Here is a 26,210-nt window from a genome sequence, read left to right on the forward strand (position 1 = left end):
GCCGCCGGCATGAGCAAGGGCGATATCCTGCTGGTGCACGGAGCCTTCGCTGGCGGCTGGGTGTTCGAGAAGCTGCGCGGCGAACTCAGCCGCCGGGGCTGGAAAACCCATGCGCCGGACCTGCCCTACCATGGCAGCGATTTCGCCGGGCAGGCGCCGCATCCCGACCTGCACCGTCAGGGCGTAGAGGATTACCGGCGCTTCCTGGAGGCAGAGATCGCGCGCCTGATGCAGGGCAGCGGCCGGCCGCCGGTACTGGTGGGCCATTCGCTGGGCGGCCTGCTGACGCAGCAACTGGCCGCACGCAACCTGGCGCGGGCAGCCGTGCTGCTGGCGCCGGTGGCGGCCTGGGGCACGCTGCCCCACAGTATGGCGGAAATCGGCGGCGCCGTCGGTCTGCTGCTGAAGGTCGGCAACCTGCGCGGCAAGGCCCTGCCGCCCGATTATCAGCTCGCCGAGCAGTATTCGATGGACCGCATCCCGCCTGCCCTGCGGCGCGACAGTTTCGCCCGCCTGGTGCCGGAATCGGGCCGCGCGATCTTCGAGACACTCACCTGGTGGCTGGACTGGCATGCCGCCAGCCATGTCAGCGCGCATCGCGTGCAGGTTCCGATGCTGGTGCTGGCCGGCAGCGACGACAAGGTGACGCCGGCACCGACCTGCCGCGCCGTGGCGCGGCAATATCCCGGCCGCGCGGTGTTCCGCGAGATTCCCGAGCTGAGCCACTTCATCTTCGGCGAGCCGAAGGAAGACGAGGTGAACGCCATGGTCGGCGACTGGATCGACACCCACGTTCCGCCGGCGTGAACCGCTGTCAGACGACAGCCACCCGCACGCCGCAACCCAGCACGATATCGACCGTGCTGCCGTCGCTGGACAGCGGCAGCAGCACGGCCTGAAAGCGATGCCGCTGGCTCTCGACCATGTAATCGTAGGATAGCGTGCGCATCTCGCCTCGCTCGGCCACGCTGCGATAGAGCGCCACCAGTTCGTCGCGGAATTCCCGGTTGGCGATCTCGTCCAGCCAGTGACCGGTCAGATCCTGGCCGTGATAGAAGACGAATTCGGTGCCGAACAGGCGATAGCGGAACCGCGGCTGCGCCGCATGATCCCCACGCACGACATCGACCAACAGGATGTGACCGAGCAGGGCCTTGAGTTCCAGCGGGTCGATATCGGCACGGGAGGGATAGCGCCGGCCGCCGCATTTATCGGCCCAGTAGCACAGCAGCCATTGCAACTGCGGATCAAGATCCGCCTCGGCCACCGGCGTGATATGACGATGCGTCCCCGGCATTCCCTGCCCCATGGCGATAACGGTAATCCGCGCGACGGAATGCGCAAGGCGGGAACCGCAAGATGCGGCAAATAGACGGTTGTGGCTGGCTGGTATTCTATGCCGCCGCGATAGCAGCGAGGCGACGCTGACGCCATTGCATCACGCGCCAGACCAGGGCGCCGAACCAGCGGCTGAACCAGCCCTGGGGATCGAGATCGCAGGCCTTCAGCGCCATGCCGAGACCGCGCTGGATATGGCCGAAGCGATAGACCGCGCTGGCGCGCAGTTCATAGGCCGCGCTCTGCTTCGCACGATCGTATTCGCCCTGGCAGCCGTTGCCGCACCAATAGGCCATGGCGAGTTCGTCGTCGCTGGCCTCCTGCATGCGGCCCAATGCCACGCGCAGGCGACTGAGTTTGCCGATCGGCTGGTTGCGCTGGTAGCGCTGCAGATGATCGTAGAACAGCTTGAAATGGCGGAATTCGTCGGCGGCGATCTTGGCCGCGATGGTTTTCAGCAGCGGCTCGTCGGTGGCATCGCGGATCGCGCTGTAGAAGCTGGAGGTGCCGCATTCCACCACGCAGCGCGCGACCAGCTCGCCGTTACGGCTGCCGCGCACGGAGGCCGTGGCCTCCAGCGGCAGGCGGTAATTCTCGGTGAAACGCTTGAGCGCCAGCGCCGGATCGAAAGCGGGATCGGCGATCTGGGCCCAGCGCGCCAGCGCCTGGCCATGCTGGACTTCCTCGACACCCCATTGCCGCACCACGGCGCAGAATGCCGGATCGTCAGCGAAGACATTGCACAGATAGGTCACGTAATCGTCGGCATTATGCTCGACCAGGGCGGCAGCCTTCACGGCACGCAGCAATTCCGGGTCGACCTTTGTGGGGTCGAACCGGTCCCAGGGCAGGTCGTTCAGGGTCCAATGGGCGGCCATGGCTTTCCTATTTATACCCCGGTCATCAAATTGCAACTCTTCCCGGATGCGACTAAGTATCCATCTTCATGGAACTTCTTGGCAGAATGACGACATTGCCGCCCCGAACCGCAGAGCCCGCCATGACCGGACCGACGCTGTATCACAATCCACGCTGCTCCAAGTCGCGCCAGGCCCTGGCCATCCTGCAGGCCAGCGGCATCGAACCGCGGATCGTGGAATACCTGAAGACGCCCCTGGATGAAGCCGCGCTGAAACGCCTGCTTGACCTGCTGCACCTGCCGGCCAGGGCGGTATTGCGCAAGGCCGAGGCCGTAGAGGCCGGCATCGACCCGGCCGCCGACGAGGCGACGCTGATCCGGGGCCTCGCCGCCCATCCGCAGGCGCTGGAGCGGCCGATCTTCGTGCATCAGGGCCGCGCCGTGCTGGCCCGACCGCCGGAGAAGGTGCTGGAAATCCTGTAGCCGGCTACTGCATTGCCGCAGGCCAGTCGAGCCCGTCGCCTTTCTTCAATTTGCCGGCGAGACCGGCTTCCGCCAGTGGACGGCTTTTCTCCGTCCAGTCGACCACTGACTGAACAAAAGCCTTTTTCTTTTCGTCGGCGGCAACATTCGCCACGTTCCAGTCACTGCTGGCCCAGACCGTGTTACTGGGCGCCGGAAAGCCTTTGACGGCGGGATTGAAGTGATAAAGGGCGGAAACGTAATTCGCGCGATCAGACACGACGATGCCGCTGGCGATCGTCACCAGCGGCATGGCAATGCCGCGACTGCGCGCAAACTCCACGCTGTCCTTCCACCATTGTGCTGAATTGGCGCTGACGCTGTATACGATGTGGTTCACATACTGGCAGCTTTTACTCAACTGCACGTCGCGGACGATTTTGGCATGATGGATTTCCGCACGTCTGCAATTCTTGGCATCGGGTGCGGTCCAGCCGTTACTCACGGAACGTTCGTTGTAGACAAAAACCGCGTATCCGCGGAGTGCATTGCCCGCCGGCTGCGCCAGCGCGACAACCATCGAGGCTCCTGGAACCGTGCTGTCGGCCTGCGTCTTGTTGAAGGAGGCCTGAAAGCCCGTAACGACCCATTCCCCTGCCGGCAATGCCATCTGCACGCCGCCGATATCGATATTGCCGCTGTAGGTCTGGCCAACCGCCCATTTCGGCTGTGCCTGGGCCGCCGCGCCCCACAGGACGACAAAGATGAGCAATGCCAATGCCGACATGCTGCGCATATCTACCCCTATAGGTTTAAGTGCTTTTTATTTCTACCTGCATGAGGCGTAGCTAGACAAGTTGATTGCCAGCGGCCTAACGAGGAGTAGATTGTCTGCATACGAACGGAGACGCCTCCCGATATGACCGATACCGCCGCGGTGCACGCCGCCCCGCCGCAGCCCGGCATTTCCGCCTATGCCCTGATCCTGCTCGCGCTGCTGACCCTGTTCTGGGGCATCAACTGGCCGATTATGAAGCTGGCGCTGAACGAGATCCCGGTTTTCACCTTCCGCGCCTTCTGTCTGGGCGGCGGTGCGCTTGGGCTGTTTGCCATCGCCCTCGCCAAGCGCATGCCGCTGGGCATTCCGCGCGGCTATCTGTGGAAGCTGACGGCCATCAGCCTGTTCAACATCGCCGGCTGGAATGTCTTTGTGCTCTATGGCCTCTCCATGCTGCCGGCCGGACGCACGACGATCCTGGCCTTCACCATGCCTTTGTGGCTGGTGCCGATGAGCGTGGTGTGGCTGCACGAGCGCCTGACCGGCTGGAAGCTGGCCGGCCTATGCATCGGCTTCACCGGCCTGATCGTGCTGGTGGGCGGCGAGTGGCAGGCCATGGCGGCCGCGCCGCTGGGCGTGGCGCTGGTGCTGGCGGCCGCGATCTGCTGGGCGATCGGCACGCTGCTGACCAAGCTGTGGCTGGTGCCGATGGCGGCCGTGCCGTTCGTTGGCTGGCAGATGGTGCTGGGCGGCATCCCGATCTTTGTGATGGCGCCGGTGCTGGAAGCCGACCGCTGGGCGCCCTATTCGGCCATCGCCTGGGGCGCGGTGCTCTACAACGCCTCGATCTGCTTCGTCTTCTGCTACTGGGCCTGGAACACGCTGGTGCGCATCCTGCCGGCCGGCATCAGCGGGCTCTCGACCCTGATGATCCCGGTTGTGGGCGTGTTCTCGTCGATGTGGATGCTGGGCGAGCAGCCGCGCTGGCCGGAATTCGCCGCCCTGGCGCTGGTCGCGACCGCCCTGGGCCTGATCCTCAAGCCGGCGCGCTGACCCTTTCCGCAACCGGCTCCACGCGGGCCGCGCAGAACTTGAATTCCGGGATCTTGCCGAAGGGATCGAGCTGCGGATTGGTCAGCAGATTGGCCGCGGCTTCGGCGAAGGCGAAGGGAATGAACACCAGCCCCTCGGCCACGTCGCGATCGGCGCGCGCCTTCAATGTGATCGCCCCGCGCCGGGTGGAGACGCGGATGCGCGCGCCGGCGGCAACGCCCAGCTTTTGCAGATCGCGCGGATGCAGCGCTGCGGTGGCCTCGGGCTCGAGCGCATCGAGATGCGTCGCACGCCGCGTCATCGCGCCGGTATGCCAGTGTTCCAGCAGGCGGCCGGTGGTGAGCACCATGGGATACTCGTCATCGGGCAGTTCGGCCGGCGGCGCGACTTTCGTGGGCACAATGCGGGCACGGCCGTCGCTGGTGGGAAAGCCGTCGCCGAAGATGATCTCGTGGCCGTGCGGATAGGTGGCGGCGCCTTCGGATTCCAGCCGGGCCCAGGTGATGCCGGCCAATGAGGGCATCAGGGCAGCCATTTCGGCATAGATCTCGCGCGGATGCGCATACTGCCAGTTCAGCCCCATGCGCTGGGCGATGGCCTGCACCAGTTCCCAATCCTGCCTGGCATCGCCGGGCGGTTTGAGCGCGGCGCGGCCAAGCTGCACGCGGCGGTCGGTGTTGGTGAAGCTGCCAGTCTTCTCGGCGAAGGCCGAAGCCGGCAGCACCACATCGGCATGGAAGGCTGTCTCGGTGAGGAAGATATCCTGCACCACCAGGTGATCCAGCCCGGCCAGCGCCGCCCGCGCATGGGCGACATCGGGATCCGACATGGCCGGATTCTCACCCATGATATACATGCCGCGGATCTCGCCACGCTGGGCCGCATGCATGATCTCGACCACGGTAAGGCCGCGCCTGGCATCAATGGCTGTACCCCACACGGCCTCGAAAGCCTCGCGCTTTGCGGCATCCTCCACCGACTGGTAATCGGGCAGCACCATGGGGATGAGACCCGCGTCGGAGGCGCCCTGCACGTTGTTCTGCCCGCGCAGGGGATGCAGGCCGGTGCCCGGCCGGCCGACCTGGCCGGTGATCAGGCTGAGCGCAATTAGGCAGCGGGCATTATCCGTGCCATGCACATGCTGCGACACGCCCATGCCCCAGAAGATCAGCGAGGCGTTTGAGGTGGCGTAAAGTCTGGCCACGGCGCGGATGGTGTCCGGCGCGATGCCGCAGAGCGGCGCCATGGCCTCGGGCGTGGCGCCCTTCACCGCCTGTTCCAGATCGGGGAAGCCGTCGACGAAGCGCTGCAGATAGGCGGAGTTGGTCAGGCCCTCGGCGATGATCACGTTGAGCATCGCGTTCAGCAGGGCCACATCCGAGCCGGGCTTGAATTTCAGGTTATAGGTCGCATAGCGCGACAGGGCCTGGCCGCGCGGATCGATCACCACCAGCTTGGCGCCATTCTGCCGCACGGCATTCTTGATGAAGGTGGCGGCGACGGGATGGTTCACCGTGGGATTGGCGCCGATCACCACGATCACCTCGGCATCCATCGCAGCCGCAAAGGGCGCAGTGACGGCGGCCGAGCCGATGCCTTCCATCAGCGCCGCCACCGACGAGGCATGGCAGAGCCGCGTGCAGTGATCGACATTGTTGGTGCCGAAACCGGTGCGCACCAGTTTCTGGAACAGATAGGCTTCCTCGTTAGACCCCTTGGCCGAACCGAAACCGGCCAGCGCCTGCGGACCATGGCTGTCGCGGATTTGCACGAGACCTGAGGCGGCGCGCTCCAGCGCCTCGTCCCAGGTCGCCTCGCGGAAATGCGTCCAGGGATTGGCGGGATCGACAACGCAGTCGCCATGCTTGGGGGTATCGTCGCGGCGGATCAGCGGTCGGGTCAGACGATGCGGATGGCGCACATAGTCCATGCCGAAGCGGCCCTTGACGCAGAGCCGGCCATGATTGGCCGGGCCGTCGCGGCCGGTGACATACTGGATGGCATTATCCTTCACATGCATGGTGAGCTGGCAGCCGACACCACAGAAGGGACAGAGGCTGTCGACCTTTTCCGTCGCCTTCGCCACGCCATGGTTATGCTCATCCACCAGCGTCGCCGGCAGCAGGGCGCCGGTGGGGCAGGCCTGCACGCATTCGCCGCAGGCCACGCAGGTGGAGTCTCCCATCGGATCGGCAAAATCGAACACGATCCCGGAATGATGGCCGCGGAAGGCCATGCCGATCACGTCGTTGCCCTGCACCTCGCGGCAGGCACGCACACAGAGATTGCACTGGATGCAGGCATCCAGATTGACCGCCATCGCCACATGGCTGCGATCCGGCGGCGGGGCATGCTGCCGCGCCGGAAAACGGCTGGTGGTGACATCCAGCTTTTCCGCCCAGTGCCAGAATTTGGATTCCGCGTCATGCGCCGTTTCGCGCGGCGGCTGGTCGGCCAGCAGCAATTCGAAGACCAGCTCGCGGGCGCGTCTTGCCCGTGCGCTCTGGCTGGTCACCTGCATGCCTGCGCTGGGCATGCGCTTGCAGCTCGGCGCCAGCACGCGCTCGCCCGCGATCTCAACCATGCAGGCGCGGCAATTGCCATCGGCGCGATAGCCGGGCTGCGGGCTGTGGCACAGATGCGGGATCTCGGTGCCCAGCCGTTTGGCCACCTGCCAGATGCTTTCGCCGGGCAGCGCCTCGACCTCGCGGCCATCCAGCGTGAAGCGGATCATCGGAATCGCTCCAGCACCGAGAGCAGCGGGTTGGGCGCGGCCTGGCCCAGGCCGCAGATCGAGGCATCGCGCATCACCTGGGCCAGGTCGCGCAGCAAAGGCTCGTCCCAGACCGGCCGCGCCATCAGTTCGACGGCCTTTTCGGTGCCGACGCGGCAGGGCGTGCACTGGCCGCAGGATTCGTGGCGGAAGAATTTCATCAGGTTGAGCGCCGCCGCCTTCACGTCGTCCTGGTCGGACAGCACGATCACCGCGGCCGAGCCGATGAAGCAGCCGTATTTCTCCAGCGTGCCGAAATCGAGCGGAATGTCGGCCATGGCGGCCGGCAGAATGCCGCCCGAGGCGCCGCCGGGCAGATAGGCCGCGAAATTGTGCCCCGGCGCCATGCCGCCGCAATATTCCTCGATCAGTTCACGCGCCGTCAGCCCGGCCGGCGCCAGCTTCACGCCCGGCTGGCGCACGCGGCCCGACACCGAATAACTGCGCAGGCCCTTTGAGCCGTTGCGGCCATGGCTGAGCCACCAGTCGGCGCCCTTGTCGGCAATCGCCGCCACCCAGTAGAGCGTCTCGACATTGTTGATCAGCGTGGGTTTACCGAACAGACCGGACTGCACCGGATAGGGCGGCTTCTGGCGCGGCAGGCCGCGCTTGCCCTCGATGCTTTCCAGCATCGCCGATTCCTCGCCGCAGATATAGGCGCCGGCGCCGCGCCGCAATTCGACATGCAGGCCATCCAGCAGGCCTGCCTGTTCCAGCGCCTGCAGCTCGGCGCGGATAACGTGATGCAACGCGGGATATTCGTCGCGCAGGTAGATATAGGCGGCCCCGGCCTCTATGGCCCAGGTGGCGACCAGCATGCCTTCGAGAAAGCCATGCGGTTCGGTCTCGAGGAAGAAGCGGTCCTTGAGTGTGCCGGGTTCGCCCTCGTCGCCGTTCACGGCCAGGATGCGCGGCTTGGGCTGCTGCAGCATGGCCTGCCATTTGCGCGCGGTGGGAAAGCCGGCGCCGCCCATGCCGCGCAGGCCGGCCTTCTCCAGTTCGGCGATCAAGGCCTCGCGCGTCAGCGCGCCGCTGCGGCATTTGGCCAGCACGCCGTAACCGCCCTCGGCGCGGTAGGCCGCCAGCGTTTTGTAGTGCGGCAGCAGCGGGTGCGCCGCACGCCGCTCATGCGCCGCCGCAAGCTCCTCGGCGCTGGCCGGCGCAAAAACATTCTTGCCATAGGTGGCGCAGGGCGCACGATCGCATTGCCCCATGCAGGGCGCGCGCAGCACCCGCAGATCGCCATCCATTCGCCGCAACTGTTCGGCCAGCGCATCGGCACCGGCCATGACGCAACTCAGGGAGTCGCAGACCCGGATGGTGGCAGCCGGCGGCGGCGTCTCGTCGGCATCGACCACGTCGAAATGGGCATAAAAGGTGGCTGTCTCGTAAATCTCGGCCAGCGGCAGGCGCATCATTTCGGCCAGCGCCACGAGCAGCGTCGTCGGCAGATGGCCTTTCGCATCCTGGATGGCGTGCAGGTATTCCACCAGCAGGTCGCGGCGCAGGTCCCCCTCGGGCAGCAGCCGGCGCAGGGCGGCAAGGTCGGCCTCGCTGGCCTGGCGTCCGCGCGGCAAGGCGCGGCCGGATGTGCGGCCGAAGCGGGATTGCGGGGCGAAGGGGCTGGTCTGATTCACGCGGCGCTTCCTCTGGCCGAGGATTGTAGCGCCGCATTACAAATCCGGCGAGAGCCTAAACCGCCGGCTCTAGGCTGGCACCCAGGCCCTGCATCAGCGGGATGAAGCCCGGGAAGCTGGTATCCATCACACGGGCATCGTCGATCACGATGCCGTCTTTCGCCGCCATGCCCAGCACGAGGAAGGACATGGCGATGCGGTGATCGAGTTCGGTGCTGATGCTGGCGCCGCCGGCAGGCGGCCTGCCTTTGCCGCGGATCACCAGGCCATCATCGAATTCGTCGAGATCGACGCCACAGGCTTTCAGGCCGCGCGCCATCAGGGCCAGACGGTCGCTTTCCTTCACGCGCAGTTCCTTGGCGCCACGCACCACGGTGTCGCCCTGGGCGCAGGCGGCGGCCGCGAACAGGATCGGGTATTCGTCGATCATGCTGGGGGCGCGTTCGGGCGGCACCGTCACGCCTTTCAGCGGCGCATGGCGCACCAGGATATCGGCCACCGCCTCACCGCCTTCGTCGCGACGGTTGGTGATGGTGAAATCGGCGCCCATGTCCTGCAGCGTGTCGAACAGGCCGATGCGCAGCGGATTGAGCCCGACATTCTGCAGCGTGACGGCCGAGCCCGGTACGATGCAGGCCGCCACCATCGGGAAGGCGGCCGACGACGGATCGCCCGGCACGCGGATGCTGGAGGGTTTGAAGTCCGGCTGGCCGGTAAGACGGATGATCCGGCCGCCGGTTTTTGTTTTCTCGACCTCGACCGTGGCGCCGAAATGACGCAGCAGGTTTTCGGTATGGTCGCGGGTCGGCTCGGGCTCGATCACCGTGGTGATGCCCGGCGCGTTCAGGCCGGCCAGCAGCACGGCGGATTTCACCTGCGCCGAAGCGACCGGCAATTCATATTCGATGGGCAGGGGATGCGCGGTGCCGATCACCGCCAGGGGCAGCCGGCCGCCGCGGCGGCCCTCGAAGCGGGCGCCGATGCGGCTCAAGGGTTCGATCACCCGCCCCATCGGGCGGCGGCGCAGCGAGGCGTCGCCGGTGAAAACGGCGGTGAAATCGTGGCTAGCCACCAGGCCCATCACCAGGCGGGCGCCGGTGCCGGCATTGCCCATGTCGAGCACGTCGTCCGGTTCGCTCAGGCCACCCACGCCCACGCCCCAGACCCGCCAGTCGCCATCCTGCAGGCGCTCGACCTCGGCGCCCATGGCCCGCATGGCGGCCGCGGTGCGCAGCACGTCCTCGCCCTCCAGCAGGCCGGTAACGCGGGTCTCGCCGACGCTGAGTGCCCCGAAAATCAACGCCCGGTGCGAGATCGACTTGTCGCCCGGCACCCGCGCGGTGCCGGCCAGGCCCCGGGCTGCTGGGCGGGCGCGAAACGGGCGGGGTTTCTGGTCGGGCGCGGCGGTCATGGAGCGGATCGTCCGGAAGATCGGCAACCGGCTGTGAAAAAAGCCGGATTTACGGGTTGACAGGGCGCGCTTCTTTAACACAATCGCGCCGCCCCGGCCAGCCGGCTGGGGGTGGCGTTCCAGCCCGGCTCCCGCGCCGAGGCCAGGCCGGCCTGGCGGCGCCGATCACATGGAGATTCGCTCAATGGCCAAAGCCGAATGGGGCACCAAGCGTCGCTGTCTGAGTTGCGGCGCCGCGTTCTACGATCTCAACAAGTCGCCGATCCTGTGCCCGAAATGCGGCACCGAGTTCAATCCGGAGGCCCTGGTGAAAAGCTCGCGCCGTCCGGCCAAGGTGGAGGAACCCAAGGCCAAGGCGCCGAAGGCCATCACCCCCGACGCGCTGGACGCCGAGGTGGAGGATACGGATCTGGGCGACGAAATCCTTGAGGATGCCGACGAGTTCGAGGAGGAGGACGTCGCCGAGGAAATCGACGTCGACGCCGAACCCGACGTCGAGGAAGAACGCTGAAAATCCACCCGAAATCGGGCTGACGAAACACTTGCAAAGCAGCGGAGGGCGGCTTATGGTCCGCCCCCGCCGACGGACCCCAGCCTTCCTCAGGGAAGGCACCAAGTCCGTGATTGAATGGGGCCATAGCTCAGCTGGGAGAGCGCCTGCATGGCATGCAGGAGGTCAGCGGTTCGATCCCGCTTGGCTCCACCAAATCATCTTGCTGCAAATCTTCTTACGGCAGCCGAATTTTCAGATGGCAATCCGCCGAAAAGCCCGCCGCGAAGGCGGGCTTTTTCGTTGCCGGGCTCTACTCGAAAAAACACAGGATGCCATAGCAGCTGCCCAGCCAGTCGCGGAACACGAAATAGAGCGCGACATCAAGGGCGAGCAGCAGCAGCAGCGCCGGCGCGACAATGAATTTCAGGAAATAGACCAGGGCCCAGCGCGTGAAACGCGGCGCGGGAATCACGTAGCCATGGATGCGGGTCGCGGAGCGAAACAGGGCCATGCGAAAAGGATTACCTCATGCTCGCCGGCATGTCTTGTCAGCGGGGAAGGACATGTCATAGTAAATTCCACATTCTCAGGCAGGATTATGTGTCGAGTGCCAACAAACTGCGTCCAGCCTAGCCTTCCCCGCCAGGATTACCCGTGCTTGCAACCGCCAACAGTCGCCTGACCTGGGACCCCGGCCCAGCGGATTTCCGTTTTCCGCTGGTGGCTGAAATCCACCGCTATTGGCAGGACCAGCGCCGCGGACGCCGCCTGCCGGCCCGCGCCGACATCGACCCCATGGCGATGCGTGTGGCACTGGGCAACATCGCGCTGATCGAAGTGCATCGCGATCCGCTGCGCTTCCGCATCCGTCTGGCCGGCACCTATCAGGTCGACCGCTTGGGAATGGACCCCACCGGCATGTGGCTGGACGAATTGCCGGCGCCGGAATATCGCGAGCTGCTGATCGGCCGACTGAAGGAAATCGTGGCGCGGCCCGAACCGCTGCTGGCCCATAACCGGCAGATGATGGACGACCACTGGTACGATTACGAGGCGCTGTGGCTGCCGCTGGGCAATGACGGGGAAACCGTCGACATGGTGCTGGCCTGCCAGATCTTCGCTGATGCCCCGCAGGGGGGCTGAGGCGAAATCCCCACAAGAATGCTTGCGCTGGCTGCCAACGGCCGGCATACCCGATCCGATGCAGGATTCCATGGCCCTTGACCCGTGTCGGGATGCCGCCGCTTGGATCGCGGCGCATGACACCATGCGCAGCAGCGTGCTGGAACAGAGCTGGTGTTATGGCGAAGCGGTTGCCACTGCATCGAACGGCAAGGTGCAGCCTGAACGCTGGCTGGTCCGCCTGCGGGGCGATGCGGTTGCCATGGCGCAGGTCTTTACGCGACGCATCGGTCCGCTCGGGCAATATGTCCGCCTGGTGCGCGGTCCGCTTTTCGCGCCCGGACTCGACCGCGCCAGCCGCGACGCCGCACTGGCGCTGATCCGCGCACGGTATCCATGGCGGCGGCGCTGCCTGCTGTGGTGGCTGCCGGAACTGAACGGCGGGTCGGATTCCGAGAACGCCATGGCGCGGCTTGGCATGCGCCCGATGGTGACGGGCTATTCCTCGATCCGCCTGGATCTGACGCCGCCGCTTGAACGCCTGCGCAGCCAGCTCGACGGCAAGTGGCGCAACACGCTTAAAACGGCCGAGAAATCGGCGCTGCTCATGGAGGTGGCGAGCCGCGCCGAGGGCAGCTGGCACGACGATGCCTTCACCGCGCTGATGGGCGAGCATGACGAGCATCGGCTGGACAACCGTTTCCTTGGTCCCGATGCGGTTTTCTACTCGGCCTTCGCCGATGCCGTCGGCGACCGCAGGAGCGCGGACGAGGACGCACTCCTGCTATGGGCGCATGCCGGCCTGCATCTGGGCAAGGTGCGCCCGATTGCCGGCATCCTGGTGCTGCGTCATGGCCGCGGCGCGACCTATGCGATGGGCTGGAGCAACGAGGCCGGCCGTCTGGTCAAGGCGCATTACCGGCTGATCTGGCGCGCGGTGGCCGAACTGAAATCGCGCGGCGTGACGCAGTTCGACCTGGGCGGCGTGGACACCGAGCGCGGCGCCGGCGTGGCGCGCTTCAAACTGGGGCTTGGCGGCGAGGTTTTCACCCTGGCAGGAAGTTTCGTGTAAGGCCCCGTTTCTGTCATAAAAGTCGCCGGATTGCCGCGATTTTCGCGGATAAAATGTGATCCCTGTACCACAGGACAAAAAATTGCCCTTCAGGGGCAGTTTTTTCTTGCATCAGGGGGCCTTTGGCCCCATACCCCCCTCCCAGAGACTGTTTGGAAAGTGGCGCATGGCCGCCGGCAATTTCCGTTACTTGCCGGCCGGAACCACGGGGCTTTCCCAACAGTCTCTCTGCCAATCGGACAACCCTTTTATCGAGCCGCCGCGTTTTCCGTCTCGGCGGCTCCCCCTTGGTGGAGAGTGACATGACCAAGAAGGCAACCAAGCCCGCCCTGTACGAAGTTCCGGCCCTGCCGGAGGCGAATGCGGCGGACGAACACTTCATTTGCAAGGACGGTGTGCGCTACGCCGGCATGCATCTGATCATCGATCTGTGGGGCGGCAAGCACCTCGACAATCTCGCGCTGGTGAAGCAGACGCTGACCGATGCGGTGGCCGAGATCGGCGCCACGCTGCTCAACATCGACCTGCATCACTTCGAGCCCAATGGCGGCATTTCCGGCGTGGCCGTGCTGGCGGAAAGCCACATGTCGATCCACACCTGGCCGGAAAAGGGCTATGCCGCGCTCGACGTCTTCGTATGCGGCGACTGCCAGCCGCAGAAGGCGATTCCCGTTCTGCGCCGCGCTTTCCTGCCCGACAACATCCAGTGCACCGAGATGAAGCGGGGCCTGATCCTGTGACCACGTGGTTCAACGAGACGCTCTATGCCGGCTTCCGGCAGAGCCACGAGATCAAGAAGGTCCTGTTCGAGGGCAAGTCGAAATACCAGAAGGTGAAGGTGTTCGAGAGCGGCCGCTTCGGCCGCATGCTCGCGCTCGACGGCGTCGTGCAATGCACCGAAGGCGATGAATTCGTCTATCACGAGATGCTGACGCATCTGCCGATCCTGGCCCATGGCAAGGTGGAATCGGTTCTGATCGTCGGCGGCGGCGATGGCGGCATCCTGGAAGAGGTGCTCAAGCACAAATCCGTCAAGCGCGTCACCATGGTCGAGATCGACGGCATGGTGATCGAGGTGGCGAAGAAGTATCTGCCGAAAATCTGCGGCAAGGCCTTCAGCGACAAGCGCACCAATCTGATCGTCGGCGACGGTGCGGCCTATGTGGCCAGCACGAAGGACCGCTACGACCTGGTGATCGTCGACCGGCCCGATCCGGTCGGCCCAGCCACCGTGCTGTTCTCCAAAGCCTTCTACGACAATTGCCGCCGGGTGATGAAGCCGGGCGCCATTCTTGTCGCGCAGAACGGCGTGCCGCACATGCAGGGCCCGGAACTGACCGACGCCATCAGGCTGTTCCAGAAGATCTGGGCCCATTCGGGCACCTATCTGGCCGTGGTGCCGACCTATGTCTGCGGCTTCATGTCGCTGACCTGGGCCTGCGACCGCGACATCACCGACGTGGATCCGCGCGACATCTTCGCCCGCTTCGACAGGGCCAAGCTGCCCGCCCTGCGCTACTACAATCCGGAAATCCATTTCGGCGCCTTTGCGCTGCCCAACTTCGTCGCCCGGTTGCTGCCGGCGCCCAAGGCGACGAAGACGGTCGCGGCTAAGCAGAAAAAGCGCTGAACCGGCATTTTCCGGGAAAAGCCAACGCCATCCCCGCGCCCACCGGTCGATCCGGTGGGTGTCTTGTTTTGCGGTCGGCGCGGGACGGCAGCCTTGCTTGAAACGGGCGGGATTGGTCGTATATTATAACGCGATCTCGTCGTGAGGCCCGACCATGCTGCGTCGTCAATTCCTGTCCCGCTTTTCGGTTTCCGCCGCTGCCGGCCTGGCCGGAACGGGCTTCATCTGCGCCGCCGGCGACGCGGCCGCCATTTCCATTCAGCCCGCCGAGGGCGGCGCCCTGACCCATCTGCGCCAGCCTGCCCCGGGCGTGGATGGTGCTCTGGACTGGGATCTGCTGGCCCAGGCCGGCGAGAGCAAATTCCAGGACGGCACGATCAGCCGTTTCCCCGCCGCCCTGCGGGCGCTGGACGGCCAGGACGTGACGGTGAGCGGCTACATGATGCCGTTCCGCGACGGCAAGACGCATGTCGAATTCCTGCTCGGCGCGCTGCAGTTCCATTGCGCAAGCTGCATGGTGGGCGATCTCGCCCGGCTGGTGGCGGTGAAGGCCGCCGAGCCGGTGGCCTATGCCGAACGGCCGGTGCTGGTGCGCGGCACCCTGCGGCTGCTGGAAAGCGAGCAATCGCCGCTATTCTACCGCCTGGATGCAGCCCGGTCGGCGTGATCGGCCGACTTGATCTAGCCGGCGGTTTTCCCTAAAAATCGGCCTCCCGGTAGCGGCCTTCAATCGAATCGTTCCTTGCGCGATGCGCCACGCATCGTCGCGCCCTGTCCCGCCATTCCGGATTTTCCTCGTCATGACCGCAACCGCTTCCCATGCACCTGCCGCGCGCCTGCGCGCCACCCTGATCGGCACCATCGCCATCTGGCTGTGGGCCTCATTGGCCCTGTTCACCACGCTGACCCCCAGCGTACCGGCCCTGCAGCTCACCGCCATGACCTTCACCCTCTCGGCGGTTGCCGCCATCGTGCTGTGGCTGCTGCGCGGCGACGGCATCAAAGGCGTGGCACGGCATTTCAGCCTGAGCCCGGCCGCCTGGGCGCTCGGCGTCTTTGGCCTGTTCGGCTATCACGCGCTGTATTTCCTGGCGCTCAAGCTGGCACCGCCGCTGGAGGCCAGCCTGATCAACTATCTGTGGCCGCTGCTGATCGTGCTGTTCTCGGCGTTGCTGCCGGGCGAGAAGCTGCGCTGGTTCCATCTGGCCGGCGCCGCCTTGGGCCTGGGCGGCACTGTGATCCTGATCGCCGGCAAGGGCGAGCTGGGTTTCGACTGGCGTTATGCGGCCGGCTATGCCGCCGCTTTCGCCTGCGCCTTCACCTGGTCCAGCTATTCCGTGCTGAGCCGCCGCTTCGCCGCCGTGCCGACCGATGCCGTCGGCGCCTTCTGCGCCGCCACGGCGCTGCTGTCCTGGCTGGGGCATTTCGCCTTCGAGACCACCGGCCTGCCAGCCTCGACGGGCGAATGGGCGGCAATCATCGCGCTGGGCCTTGGCCCCGTGGGCCTCGCCTTCTTCTGCTGGGACCACGGCATGAAGCGCGGCGATGTGCGCGCCCTTGGCACCATGGCCTATGCTGCGCCGCTGCTGTCCACCCTGTTGCTGATCGCGTTCGGCCAGGGTGCGCTCACGCTGCCGGTGCTGCTGGCCTGCGCGCTGATCGTCGGCGGCGCCGTGCTAGGCTCGGGCGACCTGCGGCGGCGCTGAGCCGGCATCCTCGCGGCCGCCATTCTCGCCCGCATAATTGGGGAAGGCGAGCGCCGCAAGGAAGATGCTGAGGCCCAGCGCGGCCAGAATGGCAAACAGCATGGCAAAGCCGCCGCCGCGATCGTGCACCAGCGCGATCAGCGGCACGGCGGTGGCGCTGGCGCCGAAGGACAGCAGGTAGCGCAGGGAATAAGCCCGTGCCCGCCATGCGTCGGAGGTGTATTTCGCCACCATGGCATCGTTGATCGTCACCTGGCCGAAGATGGCGAACATGATGCCCAGGCAGGGCAGCAGCAGCCAGGCATTCTCCAGCCAGCCAGCCAGCAGCAGGCAGGGCGCCTGCAGGAAGGCGACCGGCACGAAGATCTGCTTCAGCGTGAAACGGTCGACCAGGCGGCCGATGATCAACTGCGCCAGTGCGCCGGCCAGATAGACCAGGCTGACCACCAGGCTGATGCCGACCGGCGAGGCGATCAGATCCGGCAGGCGTTCGTCAAACAGCTTGGGCAGCGCGATGGTGGCGGCATTGAATACCACGCCGCCGCTGACCCCAACCACGGCCAGCACGGCAAAAGCCCTGACCGCCACGGCGCGCGGCACATGCGGTTGCGGCTGGCCGCCCTTGCGCGGCGGCGAGGCATGCTCGGGCACCAGCGCCAGATAGGCAATGCCGATGATGATCGCAGCAATGCCGGGCAGGATGAAGGCCGCGCGCCAGCCGGCGAATTGCGCGATCGCGCCGGTGGCCAGTGCGGCAATCGCCACGCCGAGATTGCCCCATACGCCATTCAGTCCGATTTCGCGCCCCATGGTCTGCGGCCCCAGGGCCGCGGCGTGGGCGGTGAGCATCGCCGTTCCGACCGGATGATAGATCGCCGCGAACAGCCCGATCAGCGTGAGCGCAGAAGCCAGGAACCACAGCGACTGGCTGAACCCGGCCAGGATGGCGCTGGCCCCGATGCCGAGGAAAAAAACGCCCAGCATGTGCCGGCGGCTCCAGCGGTCGCCCAGCCAGCCGGCCGGGATCGACCCCGCCCCGAAGGCGATGAACCCGCCCAGCGACAGGGCCAGCAATTCGCCGTAGGAGCGGCCGAAATCCGCCTCCATCGCCAGCACGGCGGTGGGGAAGATCAGCATGAACTTGTGATCGACCAGATGGGCGAGATTGACGAAGCCGATGACGCGGCGGGAGATGGACATGGCGGGAAGCCCCAGAGGAAAACGGTTGCGGCGGACAGGATAGCCCTGTCTGATAGAAATCGTCTTGCCTATTTCTATCGAGATTCGGACATGGCCCGCAGCACCAACGCCGAGGATTATCAGCGCATCGCCCCGCCGGTCGCGGCGATGCCCAAGGATTTTCCCGCCGGCCACCACATCCCGCCGCACCGGCACGAGCGCGGCCAACTGGTCTATGCCGTGCGCGGGGTGATGCGGGTCGGCACCGCCCAGGGAACATGGGTGGTGCCGCCGCAGCGCGCATTGTGGATCCCGCCGCAGATCGAGCACGAGATCCGCATGGGCGGCGCCGTGGCCATGCGCACCCTCTACATCGCGCCGCGGGCCGCCCGGCATCTGCCGCAAGACTGCCAGGTGATCGAGGTCTCGCCGCTGCTGCGCGCACTGGTCCTCGCCGCCATGGAGGGGCCCGTGGACTACCCGCGCGGCAGCCGCGGCGAAGCCATCGCAAAATTGCTGCTGCATGAACTGCGCGCCGTGCCGGCCCTGCCGCTGCACCTGCCGATGCCGCAGGAACCCCGGCTGCATGCGGTGTGCAACCGCATTCTGCAAAGCCTGGGCCGCGATGCCGGCATCGAAAGCTTCGCCGCCGAAGCCGGCCTGAGCAGCCGCAGCCTGGCGCGGCTGTTCCAGCGCGAGACCGGCATGGGGTTTACGGCCTGGCGCCAGCAGGCGCGGCTGGCCGAGGCGCTGGCACGGCTGAGCGCCGGCAGACCGGTCGCACTGGTAGCGGCCGAGCTGGGTTATGCCTCGGCAGCCGCCTTCACGGCGATGTTCCGAAAAAGCCTCGGCACCACGCCCGGCCGGTATTTCAGGAAGGTTTAAACCGCCTTCTGCGGCAGCGGTTTTTCCATCAGCAGGATCGCCGTTCCGTCTTCCACCGTTTCGTCGACGATGCTGAAGCCCTGCCGCATATAGAAGGCCACCGCCCTGATGTTGCGCTTCTCCACCGAAAGGCAGAGTTTATCCGCTGCCGGATGCAGGGCGATCAGCCTGTCGAGGAAGCGATTGCCGATGCCCTGGCGCTGCCAGCCCGGCCTGACATACAGCCGGGCGATGTTCAGGACCGGCAAATTCCAGGCCTGCGCGAAAGCATGCCCCGCGATCTCACCATCCGCCTCGGCAACCAGGAAACAGGTGCCGCGCTGCCGCAACTGCTGCTGCAGCACCGACGGCGCATGCCAGAGCCGCGTGATGTCATCGACCTTGTCCCGCCCCAGCAGCGCATCGTAGGTATCGTGCCAGGTCTCAACCAGCAATGTGCTGACGGCTGGAATGTCCGCGGCGACGGCATTCCGGATCAGCACAGCCATGTCAGGGACTCCAGTCCGACGGGGCGAGTTCGAAACCGGCGAAATCGAAGCCGGGCGCAACGGTGCAGCCGACCAGCGTCCAGTCACCCAGCGATTCCGCCGCCTGCCAGTGATGCGGCGGCACGATGCCCTGGGGCCGGTGGCCTTCGGTCACGCCATGGCCCAGGGTGATCTGCTGCACCGGCGCACCGGCCGTTTCCGCGATGCTCAAAAGCAGCGGTGCGCCGGCATGGAAATGCCAGATCTCGACGGCATCCACACGATGCCAGTGCGACCGCTCGCCGGCGCGTAGCAGGAAGTAGATCGCGGTCGAACGGCTGCGGCCATCGGGCCCGGGCGCGTCGCGGAAGGTTTCGACGTAATGCCCGCCTTCGGGATGCGGGCGCAGCTTCAGCGCCGCAATGATCTCGTCTGCCGTCATCCGAACAACCATTGCAGCACCGAAATGCTGGTATCGACCAGGAACCAGACCCAGCCGGTGGCGACCACGCTGGCGGCCAGGCTGGCGATCACCAGCACGCCGTCGCGCTCGACCTGGCCAAAAGCGGCCAGGATGATGGCCCAGGCCGGCAGCAGGTTGCCGAAGGGAATCGGCAGCGACAGCAGGAAGGCATTCCACAATACGATGCCGCCAATCAGCCGGCGCCCGCGACGGCCGGTGAGATGGACATAGCGCGGCTTCACATAGCGCTCGATGCGCTCCAGCACGGGAATGGCCGGCCGCAGCAGTCTGGCCACATCTGCACGCCGATAGCTGCGCTCGCCCCAGCTTTTCGGGAACCAGGGATGGTCGAGACCGACCAGCAGCTGCGCCGCCAGCAGCAGCAGCGGCGCGCCCAGCACGGCCGACAGGCCCGGTGCGATCGGCGCCGGAATGCCGTTGGGCAACGCAAAAACCAGGATGGCGAGGCCGAAGGCGCGCAGGCCGAAGGCATGGATCAGATCGTGCAGCGTGATGCGATCCTCCGGATCGCCCGCGCAAAGGGCGGCGATGATCTCGCTGACCTTGTGTGCCGCCTCGCCGTTGCCGTTATCGCCATTCAACGGGGCGTCGGTCATGATCTGTCGTTTCCGTTATTCAGGCCGGGCAACTGCGGCGTGACATCCTCGGCATCGGCCTCGATCACGTCGTTGCGCTGCACGCTGACCTGAAAGCTGGGCAGTGCCGCGGGCGTTTTCGACGAACGGATGCCAAGCTGGCTCAGGCGCCGGATGCGCGGCAGCAGGCGGGCATTGACCGAACGGCTGAACGTCTCAAACTGTTCGGTGGCCTGCTGCAGGCCGCGGCCCACCTTGTCGGCGAGCGTGAGGGCCGTGGCCGTCGATTCGATCAGCTGGCCGACGGCTTCCATGATTTTTTCCGAATTCTCCAGTTGCCGGCCGCTGTCGATCTGCAGGCGCGACACCGCGATGATCGCAGCCAGCGCCGATGGACCCGCCACCACGATATCGACCTCGGCGGCGCGCCGCTCGAAATCGGGATCGGCGCGGCGCAGTTTCTCCACAGCAGCATCGTTGGGCAGCATCATGGCGATCATGCTGCGCTTCAGGCTGCCGCCGCGCTTCAGATCCCTATACGTGGCCAGCACGGCATTGCCATAATCCTTGGCGCTGAGCGCACGCAGATGCAGTGCCATGCGCTGGGCCAGCTGGGCCAGCGCGGTCGCCTCGGCCGCCTCATCCTCGGCCTCGGCATGGTCGAGCAGCAGCTTCGTTGCCTTGGAGTCGATCACCAGGACGGCATCGCCGGGCAGGAACACCACTGCATCGGGCCGCAGATTGCCGCGCTCGCCGTCGCCGGCGGCATGATACTGGATGATGAAATCCAGCCCCGGCTGCAGGCCGAAGGCCCGCAGCACATTCTCCAGCCCGATCTCGGCAAGGCGGCCGGCGCCGCCGGGATGCGACAGGGCGCGATAGACCGTGTCGATGGCTTTGCGGCTGTCGCCGATCTGCTGGTTCAGGCGCGTCACCGTCTCGGCCACGGTCAGGAACTGCTGGGTCAGTCCCTCGGTGGCCTGCTTGATGCGCTTCTCGCCCTCTTCCTTCTGGGCCTCGGCCTCGCGCTTGTGATCGGCCAGCAGCTTGTTGGAGAGCTGGGCGGCGGATTCCACGGCCGCCGCGCGGGCGGCCTGGGTGGCGGTTTCCGCCAGTTTCTCGAAAGCCTGGGTCTTCACGGCCAATTCACTGCGCAGCGCCGCGGCCTGGCGCTCGGCGTCCAGCCGGGCGGCCTGGGCGCTGGCAGCCTCGTCGCGGGCCTGGTCGAGCTGATCGCGCAGTTCGGCCACCAGGGCCGCCTGATCGCCTGCGCCGCCCCCCCGGCGCAGCAGAAGAACCAGCAGAATCAGCACGATCGCCAGCCCGGCGATGCTGGCGATTCCGAGAATCGGCATTATATCCATGGCCATGGGTGTTACATAACAGCGGGCTTGACGGAGAGCCAGCCCGCGCCTATGACGCCCCGAATATTACGGAACCGATTTATGGCCCTTCTGCCGATCATCACCGCCCCGGACCCCCGGCTGGAGACCGTCTCGACCCCCGTCGAGGCGGTGACGGACGAGGTGCGCCGCCAGCTCGACGACATGCTGGAGACCATGTATGCCGCGCCGGGCATCGGCCTGGCCGCCATCCAGGTGGGCATCGCCAAGCGCATGCTGGTGATCGACGTCTCGCGCGAGGGCGAGGAAAAGCAGCCGCTGTATATCGTCAATCCAGAATTCACCTGGCTGTCGGACGAGGACAAGGTCTACGAGGAAGGCTGCCTGTCGCTGCCCGAGCAATATGCCGAGGTGGCCCGCCCGGCCGAGGTGAAGATCGAATACCTGGGCTATAACGGCGAGAAGAAGGAACTGCATGCCGATGGCCTGCTGGCCGTATGCCTGCAGCACGAGATCGACCATCTGGACGGCATCCTGTTCGTCGACCATATCTCGGCGCTGAAGCGCAACATGATCCTGCGCAAACTGCTGAAGCAGAAGCGCCTTGCCGCTGCCGGCTGAGCCGGTTCGTCCCATGCCACTCCGCCTGGTTTTCATGGGCACGCCGGACTTCGCCGTGCCGGTGCTGGAAGCCTTCATCGCGAACGGCGACGAGATCGCCGCGGTCTACAGCCAGCCGCCGCGCCCGGCCGGGCGCGGGCAGAAACTGACCCCCTCGCCCGTGCAGGCCTGCGCCGAAAAGCACGGCCTGCCCGTGCGCCATCCGGCAAGCCTGAAGACGCCTGAGGCGCAGGCGGAATTCGCCGCATGGCAGGCCGATGCCGCCGTGGTGGTGGCCTATGGCCTGCTGCTGCCCAGGCCGGTGTTGGATGCGCCGAAACTGGGCTGCTTCAACCTGCATGCCTCGCTGCTGCCGCGCTGGCGCGGCGCGGCGCCGATCCAGCGTGCGATCATGGCCGGCGACACCGAAACCGGCGTCTGCGCCATGCAGATGGATGTCGGCCTCGATACCGGCCCGGTGCTGGCCTGCGAGCGCGTCGCCATCGGCCCGCGCATGACCATTGCCGAACTGCATGACGAACTGGCGCGCGTGGGCGCGCCGCTGATGGTGCGCGCGCTGCATGACCTGGCTGAAGGAAAGATCACGCCGCAACCGCAGTCGCAGGATGGCGTGACCTATGCCGCCAAGCTGGCCAAAGACGAAGGCCGCATCGACTGGACGAAATCCGCCGCCGAGATCGACCGCATGGTGCGTGCGCTGAATCCCGGACCGGGCACCTTTTTCGAATTGAACGGCGAGCGCATCAAGGTGCTGGCGGCCGAACCCGTGGCGGGCCGCGGCGTGGCCGGCACGACCCTGGACGATGCCGGCATTGTGGCCTGCGGCCCGGATCACACCCCGGGCGCCTTGAAGCTGCTGAAGCTGCAGCGGCCGGGCAAGAGCGCCGTCGGGATCGGCGATTTCCTGCGTGGCTTTGCCTTGCCGCGCGGCACGGTTCTGGGCTGATGCCGCGCTTCCGCCTCACCATCGAATATAACGGCGGCGCCTATGTCGGCTGGCAGCGGCAGCAGGAAAACCGCGCCGTGCAGCAGGCGCTGGAAGAGGCCATCCAGGCCATGAGCGGCCAGAGCGTGGAAACCGTGGCGGCGGGGCGCACCGATGCCGGCGTGCATGCCCGCGGCCAAGTGGTGCATTTCGACCTGGAGCGCGACTTCACCGCCGACCGTATCCGCGACGGCCTGAATTTTCATCTGCGGCTGGAGCCGGTGAAGGTGCTGGATGCCGCCATCGTCGGACCGGAATTCCACGCCCGTCTTTCCGCCACCGGGCGGCAGTATCTCTACCGCATCCTCAACCGCCGCCCGCCGCCGGCGCTGGAGGCCGGGTTCGTGTGGCATGTGCCCGTGCCGCTGGATGTGGCCGCGATGCATGAAGCCGCACAATGCCTGGTCGGCCATCACGACTTCACCAGCTTCCGCGCCGCCGAATGCCAGGCGAAATCACCGGAGAAGACGCTGGCGCATCTGGCCGTCAGCCGGGCCGGCGAGGAAATCCATGTCACGGCCAAGGCACGCAGTTTCCTGCATCACCAGGTGCGCAACATGGTGGGCACGCTGAAGCTGGTGGGCGAAGGCCGCTGGACGGCTGCCGACGTGCTGGCGGCACTGGAAAAGCGCGACCGTTCCGCCGCCGGGCCGACGGCACCGGCGGAAGGCCTGACCCTGATGCAGGTGGATTACTGATTCGGGTGGATCACCGAGGCGGATCAGCCGCGCCAGCCGATCGCTTTCGCCCAGTCCTCGAATTCCTGCCGGCGCGCCACCGGGTTGCCCGGCGGGTACTCGCCATTCTGCGCCGCTTCATGCCGGCGCTGGGTGATGCCCTCGGCCAGCGGCTTGAGGTCGGCCAGGGCGCGCAGGGCATCGACCCTCGACTCGTCCTCGATCGGTACCGGACTGAGCTGGCCCTTGTCGTCCCAGTCGAACTGGGTGCCATAGACCTGCTTGCGGCCCTCCAGCCAGCGGATACGGTCAGTCAGCAGCGCCATCTGCCAGCGGGGCACCTCGCCCCTGGCGACCTCTGACTCGATGATTTCGAGACAGGCCCGCATGAACCGGGGCAGGCCGATTGCCTGTTGCGCGATCATCCAGGCCGCCGCCGCGCCATCCTCGCCAACCTTGGACCTGCCCGGCCAGCCCTGCTCATCGACCAGATCGGCCAGGAACTTGGCCTGGCTGTTATGAAGATTGCGCAGCTTTTCGTTATAGCCCTGGAACAGGCTGCCATCGATGCTGAGCGTGGCGCGGACCCGCTTGGCCTCTTCGGTCATGGCGATCAGCTTCTGGCGCAAATTCTGGTCCATCGCGGCCCCCGCTCTCGATCTTGACCCACCCGATTCGGCAGGGCGGGCCGGAAATCCCTGATTTCGTTACCCTGACTCGGGGCAGCGCACAAGTCCAGCCGGCCAGGGGCAACCGCCTGCCAGTCAGAACACGGCCCCCATCAGCCGATGCATGAGCAGGCTGACAGCCAGATCGAGGAAGGCGGCGGCGAGGGCCAGCGACAGGCCGGCACCCAGGCCAAGCCGGCAGGCCTGCGCGACGATATAGAGCCAGAGCAGCAATATGCCCGTGCTCCAGCCGGTCAGTGTGCCGGCCGGCAGCAACCCGGCCAGGCTGACAGCCAGCACGGGCAGGCTGGCCCCGGTGACGATCGCCTGGCCCCAGTTGTAGAGCACGACGAAAACGGCATAACGATGCCCGAGACCGAAGCTGCGACTGGCCACCGCCATGGCCACCAGAAAGCCCGCCCAGGCCAGCAGGTATTCCGTGGCCTGCGCCAGCACGAAGCCAATCCGGTTGTCGCCCCAGGCCTCGGCCTGCGCGGCCGTCATCGGCTGCAGGATCAGATAGCAGACCAGGCAAAACAGTGGCAGCCGGAAGGAGCGCCAGAAACCGTCCAGGCTGAGATCGTAGTATTGCAGGGCGCGCTGGTCGCCGCGCAGCAGCAGCGCCAGCCCTTTCACGGCAGCAGCGATCTCGGCGCGGGATGGCAGGGCCATGATCAGGATGCCGCGAAGAACCGCCGCAGCATGCCCTCATAGACCTGGCTGAGCGCCACGATGTCGGCCACGGCGGCGCGCTCGTCCACCTTGTGCATGGTCTGGCCGATCAGGCCGAATTCGACCACCGGGCAGTAGGCCTGGATGAATCGCGCATCCGATGTGCCACCGGTGGTGCTGAGTTCCGGATCCTGCCCGGTGCCCTCGCGCACGGCATCGGCCATGGCGGCCACGAAGGGGCCGGGCTGGGTCAGGAACGGCATCGCACCGTCTTCCAGCACCAGTTCGAAGCGCGTGCCCTGCAGGGCACGATTGGAGCCCTGGCCGCCGCAGATCGCCTCGCAGGTGCGGGTGATCCAGCTTTTCAGGCCGTCCGATGTCTGCTCGGTGTTGTAGCGGATGTTCAGCACCGCATGGGCGCTGGCCGGAATCACGTTGTTGGCCGGGTTGCCGACATCGATGGTGGTGATTTCCAGATTCGAGGGCTCGAAATGCGCGTTGCCGGTATCGAGGCGACGGCTTTTCAGGGCCGCGAGGATATCGAGTAGTTTCGGGATCGGATTGTCGGCCAGATGCGGATAGCCGACATGGCCCTGGATTCCGTGAACCGTGATGCGGGCCGTGAGCGAGCCACGCCGGCCGATCTTCATCATCTGCCCCAGCCGGAGCGGATTGGTCGGCTCGCCCACCACGCAGACCGAAAGCTTTTCGCCCTTCTGTGCTAGCCATTGCAGCACTTTCGTCGTGCCGTTGATCGCAGGCCCCTCCTCGTCGCCGGTGATCAGCAGGCTGATGCCGCCCTTGAGCCGGCCGTCGCGGCCCTGCAGGAAGCGGGCGGCAGCGGCCACGAAGGCCGCAATCGCGGATTTCATGTCGGCGGCGCCGCGGCCATAAAGCTGGCCGTCGATGATCTCGGCGCCAAAGGGCGGCACCGTCCAGGCCTTCTCGTCGCCCACCGGCACCACGTCGGTATGGCCGGCGAAGCAGAAATTCGGCCCTTCATTCTGCCCGATCGGGCCCGCACCCCACCGGGCATAGAGGTTCTCGACGTCCGGCGTGCCCGGCGCCGAGAATTTCAGCCGCTCGCAGCGGAAGCCGAGGCCGCCCAGGACCTGCTCCAGGACAGCCAGGGCGCCCTGGTCAGCCGGGGTTACGCTGGGACAGCGGATCAGGGCCTGGGCCAGATTGACGGGATCGGGCGGGCCGGCCTGGGCCGGCGTGGAGGGGGAAGCGGACACTGGCGACGCCTTTCTGTGACAGGGCGATGTAACCCCTTGAATCAATGCGGGTCAATGCGGGGCTGCCGGCCCGAAAAGCCGG

The 26,210-nt window shown here is 66.2% G+C and carries 29 protein-coding genes and 1 tRNA gene; 15 read left to right on the top strand and 15 right to left on the bottom strand.

The features are described from left to right. Nucleotides 1-9: 9 nt before the first annotated feature. On the top strand, nt 10-807 hold the full coding sequence (locus ACK4FK_RS03735) for an alpha/beta hydrolase (protein WP_409741286.1): 798 nt from the start codon (nt 10-12) through the stop codon (nt 805-807). Nucleotides 808-814: 7 nt separating this feature from the next. On the opposite strand, the gene ACK4FK_RS03740 is transcribed toward ACK4FK_RS03735, so the two are convergent. Both ACK4FK_RS03740 and ACK4FK_RS03745 read right to left on the bottom strand, forming a co-directional pair. Continuing rightward, a complete protein-coding gene (locus ACK4FK_RS03740) occupies nt 815-1,297 on the bottom strand; it encodes a PAS domain-containing protein (RefSeq protein ID WP_409741289.1) in 483 nt (160 codons plus the stop codon). Between the two features lie 97 nt (nt 1,298-1,394). Beyond that, nucleotides 1,395-2,216 carry a ferritin-like domain-containing protein gene (locus ACK4FK_RS03745; RefSeq protein WP_409741292.1) on the bottom strand — a complete coding sequence of 274 codons (822 nt, stop codon included), beginning with the start codon at nt 2,214-2,216 and terminating at the stop codon, nt 1,395-1,397. Between the two features lie 122 nt (nt 2,217-2,338). Here ACK4FK_RS03745 and arsC point away from each other — a divergent pair, with 122 nt between their 5' ends. Then, nucleotides 2,339-2,680: an arsenate reductase (glutaredoxin) gene (arsC, locus tag ACK4FK_RS03750; protein WP_409741295.1), complete on the top strand. Its 342-nt coding sequence runs from the start codon at nt 2,339-2,341 to the stop codon at nt 2,678-2,680. A 4-nt stretch (nt 2,681-2,684) separates the two neighbouring features. On the opposite strand, the gene ACK4FK_RS03755 is transcribed toward arsC, so the two are convergent. Further along, the gene (locus tag ACK4FK_RS03755) at nt 2,685-3,455 is read right to left on the bottom strand and encodes a hypothetical protein (RefSeq protein ID WP_409741298.1); all 771 of its coding nucleotides are present in this window, start codon (nt 3,453-3,455) and stop codon (nt 2,685-2,687) included. 123 nt (nt 3,456-3,578) lie between these two features. On the opposite strand from ACK4FK_RS03755, the gene ACK4FK_RS03760 reads away from it, so the two are divergent. Next, a complete protein-coding gene (locus tag ACK4FK_RS03760; protein ID WP_409741301.1) occupies nt 3,579-4,490 on the top strand; it encodes a DMT family transporter in 912 nt (303 codons plus the stop codon). Here ACK4FK_RS03760 and fdhF read toward each other — a convergent pair. The 3 genes from fdhF to aroA are packed head-to-tail and all read right to left on the bottom strand — an operon-like array spanning nt 4,474 to nt 10,311. Then, on the bottom strand, nt 4,474-7,224 hold the full coding sequence (fdhF, locus tag ACK4FK_RS03765; RefSeq protein ID WP_409741304.1) for a formate dehydrogenase subunit alpha: 2,751 nt from the start codon (nt 7,222-7,224) through the stop codon (nt 4,474-4,476). The two genes, ACK4FK_RS03760 and fdhF, sit on opposite strands and share 17 nt — an antisense overlap. Continuing rightward, nucleotides 7,221-8,900, bottom strand: a complete 1,680-nt coding sequence (locus ACK4FK_RS03770) for an NADH-ubiquinone oxidoreductase-F iron-sulfur binding region domain-containing protein (RefSeq protein ID WP_409741307.1) — start codon at nt 8,898-8,900, stop codon at nt 7,221-7,223. The genes fdhF and ACK4FK_RS03770 overlap by 4 nt, the downstream gene beginning before the upstream one ends. A 55-nt stretch (nt 8,901-8,955) precedes the next feature. Next, on the bottom strand, nt 8,956-10,311 hold the full coding sequence (aroA, locus tag ACK4FK_RS03775) for a 3-phosphoshikimate 1-carboxyvinyltransferase (protein WP_409741310.1): 1,356 nt from the start codon (nt 10,309-10,311) through the stop codon (nt 8,956-8,958). 184 nt (nt 10,312-10,495) lie between these two features. Between aroA and ACK4FK_RS03780 the strand changes: the two genes are divergently transcribed. Together ACK4FK_RS03780 and ACK4FK_RS03785 are read left to right on the top strand one after the other, a co-directional pair. Continuing rightward, nucleotides 10,496-10,822 (top strand): TIGR02300 family protein, encoded by a 327-nt coding sequence (locus ACK4FK_RS03780; RefSeq protein WP_409741313.1) that lies wholly within the window; start codon nt 10,496-10,498, stop codon nt 10,820-10,822. Between the two features lie 119 nt (nt 10,823-10,941). After that, nucleotides 10,942-11,017: transfer RNA gene (locus ACK4FK_RS03785), tRNA-Ala, on the top strand. A 97-nt stretch (nt 11,018-11,114) separates the two neighbouring features. On the opposite strand, the gene ACK4FK_RS03790 is transcribed toward ACK4FK_RS03785, so the two are convergent. Then, nucleotides 11,115-11,315 carry a hypothetical protein gene (locus tag ACK4FK_RS03790; RefSeq protein ID WP_409741316.1) on the bottom strand — a complete coding sequence of 67 codons (201 nt, stop codon included), beginning with the start codon at nt 11,313-11,315 and terminating at the stop codon, nt 11,115-11,117. Between the two features lie 143 nt (nt 11,316-11,458). Between ACK4FK_RS03790 and ACK4FK_RS03795 the strand changes: the two genes are divergently transcribed. The 6 genes from ACK4FK_RS03795 (at nt 11,459) to ACK4FK_RS03820 (ending at nt 16,334) form a co-directional block, all read left to right on the top strand. After that, on the top strand, nt 11,459-11,947 hold the full coding sequence (locus ACK4FK_RS03795; protein WP_409741319.1) for a PAS domain-containing protein: 489 nt from the start codon (nt 11,459-11,461) through the stop codon (nt 11,945-11,947). A gap of 70 nt (nt 11,948-12,017) precedes the next feature. After that, a complete protein-coding gene (locus tag ACK4FK_RS03800) occupies nt 12,018-12,998 on the top strand; it encodes a peptidoglycan bridge formation glycyltransferase FemA/FemB family protein (protein WP_409741321.1) in 981 nt (326 codons plus the stop codon). A gap of 302 nt (nt 12,999-13,300) precedes the next feature. Next, on the top strand, nt 13,301-13,738 hold the full coding sequence (speD, locus tag ACK4FK_RS03805; RefSeq protein ID WP_409741324.1) for an adenosylmethionine decarboxylase: 438 nt from the start codon (nt 13,301-13,303) through the stop codon (nt 13,736-13,738). Continuing rightward, nucleotides 13,735-14,628, top strand: a complete 894-nt coding sequence (gene speE / locus ACK4FK_RS03810; RefSeq protein WP_409741327.1) for a polyamine aminopropyltransferase — start codon at nt 13,735-13,737, stop codon at nt 14,626-14,628. The genes speD and speE overlap by 4 nt, the downstream gene beginning before the upstream one ends. Nucleotides 14,629-14,782: 154 nt before the next feature. After that, complete coding sequence (locus tag ACK4FK_RS03815) at nt 14,783-15,295, top strand: hypothetical protein (protein ID WP_409741330.1); 513 nt, start codon at nt 14,783-14,785, stop codon at nt 15,293-15,295. A 133-nt stretch (nt 15,296-15,428) separates the two neighbouring features. Continuing rightward, nucleotides 15,429-16,334, top strand: coding sequence for a DMT family transporter (locus ACK4FK_RS03820; protein WP_409741333.1), 906 nt, complete (start codon nt 15,429-15,431; stop codon nt 16,332-16,334). On the opposite strand, the gene ACK4FK_RS03825 is transcribed toward ACK4FK_RS03820, so the two are convergent. Then, nucleotides 16,305-17,534: an MFS transporter gene (locus ACK4FK_RS03825; protein WP_409741337.1), complete on the bottom strand. Its 1,230-nt coding sequence runs from the start codon at nt 17,532-17,534 to the stop codon at nt 16,305-16,307. The genes ACK4FK_RS03820 and ACK4FK_RS03825 overlap by 30 nt on opposite strands. Nucleotides 17,535-17,624: 90 nt before the next feature. Between ACK4FK_RS03825 and ACK4FK_RS03830 the strand changes: the two genes are divergently transcribed. Beyond that, nucleotides 17,625-18,398, top strand: coding sequence for an AraC family transcriptional regulator (locus ACK4FK_RS03830; protein ID WP_409741340.1), 774 nt, complete (start codon nt 17,625-17,627; stop codon nt 18,396-18,398). Here ACK4FK_RS03830 and ACK4FK_RS03835 read toward each other — a convergent pair. The 4 genes from ACK4FK_RS03835 to rmuC are packed head-to-tail and all read right to left on the bottom strand — an operon-like array spanning nt 18,395 to nt 21,279. Further along, on the bottom strand, nt 18,395-18,886 hold the full coding sequence (locus ACK4FK_RS03835) for an N-acetyltransferase family protein (RefSeq protein WP_409741342.1): 492 nt from the start codon (nt 18,884-18,886) through the stop codon (nt 18,395-18,397). The two genes, ACK4FK_RS03830 and ACK4FK_RS03835, sit on opposite strands and share 4 nt — an antisense overlap. Before the next feature lies 1 nt (nt 18,887). Beyond that, nucleotides 18,888-19,307, bottom strand: coding sequence for a cupin domain-containing protein (locus ACK4FK_RS03840; RefSeq protein ID WP_409741344.1), 420 nt, complete (start codon nt 19,305-19,307; stop codon nt 18,888-18,890). Beyond that, nucleotides 19,304-19,945 (bottom strand): exopolysaccharide biosynthesis protein, encoded by a 642-nt coding sequence (locus tag ACK4FK_RS03845; RefSeq protein WP_409741347.1) that lies wholly within the window; start codon nt 19,943-19,945, stop codon nt 19,304-19,306. The genes ACK4FK_RS03840 and ACK4FK_RS03845 overlap by 4 nt, the downstream gene beginning before the upstream one ends. Further along, nucleotides 19,942-21,279: a DNA recombination protein RmuC gene (gene rmuC / locus ACK4FK_RS03850; protein ID WP_409741351.1), complete on the bottom strand. Its 1,338-nt coding sequence runs from the start codon at nt 21,277-21,279 to the stop codon at nt 19,942-19,944. Before rmuC ends, ACK4FK_RS03845 begins: the two co-directional genes overlap by 4 nt. A gap of 90 nt (nt 21,280-21,369) precedes the next feature. On the opposite strand from rmuC, the gene def reads away from it, so the two are divergent. Genes def through truA form a run of 3 tightly spaced genes read left to right on the top strand, consistent with a single transcriptional unit; the run spans nt 21,370 to nt 23,571 of the window. Beyond that, entirely contained in the window at nt 21,370-21,888 is a 519-nt protein-coding gene (gene def / locus ACK4FK_RS03855; RefSeq protein ID WP_409741354.1) for a peptide deformylase, read from the top strand. A gap of 13 nt (nt 21,889-21,901) precedes the next feature. Then, nucleotides 21,902-22,834, top strand: coding sequence for a methionyl-tRNA formyltransferase (gene fmt / locus ACK4FK_RS03860; protein WP_409741357.1), 933 nt, complete (start codon nt 21,902-21,904; stop codon nt 22,832-22,834). Continuing rightward, nucleotides 22,834-23,571: a tRNA pseudouridine(38-40) synthase TruA gene (gene truA / locus ACK4FK_RS03865; protein WP_409741360.1), complete on the top strand. Its 738-nt coding sequence runs from the start codon at nt 22,834-22,836 to the stop codon at nt 23,569-23,571. The genes fmt and truA overlap by 1 nt, the downstream gene beginning before the upstream one ends. 23 nt (nt 23,572-23,594) lie before the next feature. On the opposite strand, the gene ACK4FK_RS03870 is transcribed toward truA, so the two are convergent. The 3 genes from ACK4FK_RS03870 to dapE form a co-directional block, all read right to left on the bottom strand. Beyond that, a complete protein-coding gene (locus tag ACK4FK_RS03870) occupies nt 23,595-24,191 on the bottom strand; it encodes a DUF6624 domain-containing protein (RefSeq protein ID WP_409741363.1) in 597 nt (198 codons plus the stop codon). A gap of 123 nt (nt 24,192-24,314) precedes the next feature. Further along, nucleotides 24,315-24,890 carry a hypothetical protein gene (locus ACK4FK_RS03875; protein ID WP_409741366.1) on the bottom strand — a complete coding sequence of 192 codons (576 nt, stop codon included), beginning with the start codon at nt 24,888-24,890 and terminating at the stop codon, nt 24,315-24,317. A gap of 2 nt (nt 24,891-24,892) precedes the next feature. Beyond that, nucleotides 24,893-26,128 carry a succinyl-diaminopimelate desuccinylase gene (dapE, locus tag ACK4FK_RS03880; RefSeq protein WP_409741369.1) on the bottom strand — a complete coding sequence of 412 codons (1,236 nt, stop codon included), beginning with the start codon at nt 26,126-26,128 and terminating at the stop codon, nt 24,893-24,895. Nucleotides 26,129-26,210: the final 82 nt, after the last annotated feature.

Origin of the sequence: Ferrovibrio sp., from assembly GCF_046297895.1 — a bacterium.
Lineage (GTDB): Bacteria > Pseudomonadota > Alphaproteobacteria > Ferrovibrionales > Ferrovibrionaceae > Ferrovibrio.

Excerpts from the sequence above, each read along its gene's own strand:
- ACK4FK_RS03735 (WP_409741286.1), top strand. The coding sequence starts at position 10 with ATGAGCAAGGGCGATATCCTGCTGGTGCACGGAGCCTTCGCTGGCGGC.
- ACK4FK_RS03740 (WP_409741289.1), bottom strand. The coding sequence starts at position 1,297 with ATGCCGGGGACGCATCGTCATATCACGCCGGTGGCCGAGGCGGATCTT.
- ACK4FK_RS03745 (WP_409741292.1), bottom strand. The coding sequence starts at position 2,216 with ATGGCCGCCCATTGGACCCTGAACGACCTGCCCTGGGACCGGTTCGAC.
- arsC (WP_409741295.1), top strand. The coding sequence starts at position 2,339 with ATGACCGGACCGACGCTGTATCACAATCCACGCTGCTCCAAGTCGCGC.
- ACK4FK_RS03755 (WP_409741298.1), bottom strand. The coding sequence starts at position 3,455 with ATGCGCAGCATGTCGGCATTGGCATTGCTCATCTTTGTCGTCCTGTGG.
- ACK4FK_RS03760 (WP_409741301.1), top strand. The coding sequence starts at position 3,579 with ATGACCGATACCGCCGCGGTGCACGCCGCCCCGCCGCAGCCCGGCATT.
- fdhF (WP_409741304.1), bottom strand. The coding sequence starts at position 7,224 with ATGATCCGCTTCACGCTGGATGGCCGCGAGGTCGAGGCGCTGCCCGGC.
- aroA (WP_409741310.1), bottom strand. The coding sequence starts at position 10,311 with ATGACCGCCGCGCCCGACCAGAAACCCCGCCCGTTTCGCGCCCGCCCA.
- ACK4FK_RS03780 (WP_409741313.1), top strand. The coding sequence starts at position 10,496 with ATGGCCAAAGCCGAATGGGGCACCAAGCGTCGCTGTCTGAGTTGCGGC.
- ACK4FK_RS03790 (WP_409741316.1), bottom strand. The coding sequence starts at position 11,315 with ATGGCCCTGTTTCGCTCCGCGACCCGCATCCATGGCTACGTGATTCCC.
- ACK4FK_RS03800 (WP_409741321.1), top strand. The coding sequence starts at position 12,018 with ATGGCCCTTGACCCGTGTCGGGATGCCGCCGCTTGGATCGCGGCGCAT.
- speD (WP_409741324.1), top strand. The coding sequence starts at position 13,301 with ATGACCAAGAAGGCAACCAAGCCCGCCCTGTACGAAGTTCCGGCCCTG.
- ACK4FK_RS03815 (WP_409741330.1), top strand. The coding sequence starts at position 14,783 with ATGCTGCGTCGTCAATTCCTGTCCCGCTTTTCGGTTTCCGCCGCTGCC.
- ACK4FK_RS03820 (WP_409741333.1), top strand. The coding sequence starts at position 15,429 with ATGACCGCAACCGCTTCCCATGCACCTGCCGCGCGCCTGCGCGCCACC.
- ACK4FK_RS03825 (WP_409741337.1), bottom strand. The coding sequence starts at position 17,534 with ATGTCCATCTCCCGCCGCGTCATCGGCTTCGTCAATCTCGCCCATCTG.
- ACK4FK_RS03830 (WP_409741340.1), top strand. The coding sequence starts at position 17,625 with ATGGCCCGCAGCACCAACGCCGAGGATTATCAGCGCATCGCCCCGCCG.
- ACK4FK_RS03835 (WP_409741342.1), bottom strand. The coding sequence starts at position 18,886 with ATGGCTGTGCTGATCCGGAATGCCGTCGCCGCGGACATTCCAGCCGTC.
- ACK4FK_RS03840 (WP_409741344.1), bottom strand. The coding sequence starts at position 19,307 with ATGACGGCAGACGAGATCATTGCGGCGCTGAAGCTGCGCCCGCATCCC.
- ACK4FK_RS03845 (WP_409741347.1), bottom strand. The coding sequence starts at position 19,945 with ATGACCGACGCCCCGTTGAATGGCGATAACGGCAACGGCGAGGCGGCA.
- rmuC (WP_409741351.1), bottom strand. The coding sequence starts at position 21,279 with ATGCCGATTCTCGGAATCGCCAGCATCGCCGGGCTGGCGATCGTGCTG.
- def (WP_409741354.1), top strand. The coding sequence starts at position 21,370 with ATGGCCCTTCTGCCGATCATCACCGCCCCGGACCCCCGGCTGGAGACC.
- fmt (WP_409741357.1), top strand. The coding sequence starts at position 21,902 with ATGCCACTCCGCCTGGTTTTCATGGGCACGCCGGACTTCGCCGTGCCG.
- truA (WP_409741360.1), top strand. The coding sequence starts at position 22,834 with ATGCCGCGCTTCCGCCTCACCATCGAATATAACGGCGGCGCCTATGTC.
- ACK4FK_RS03870 (WP_409741363.1), bottom strand. The coding sequence starts at position 24,191 with ATGGACCAGAATTTGCGCCAGAAGCTGATCGCCATGACCGAAGAGGCC.
- ACK4FK_RS03875 (WP_409741366.1), bottom strand. The coding sequence starts at position 24,890 with ATGGCCCTGCCATCCCGCGCCGAGATCGCTGCTGCCGTGAAAGGGCTG.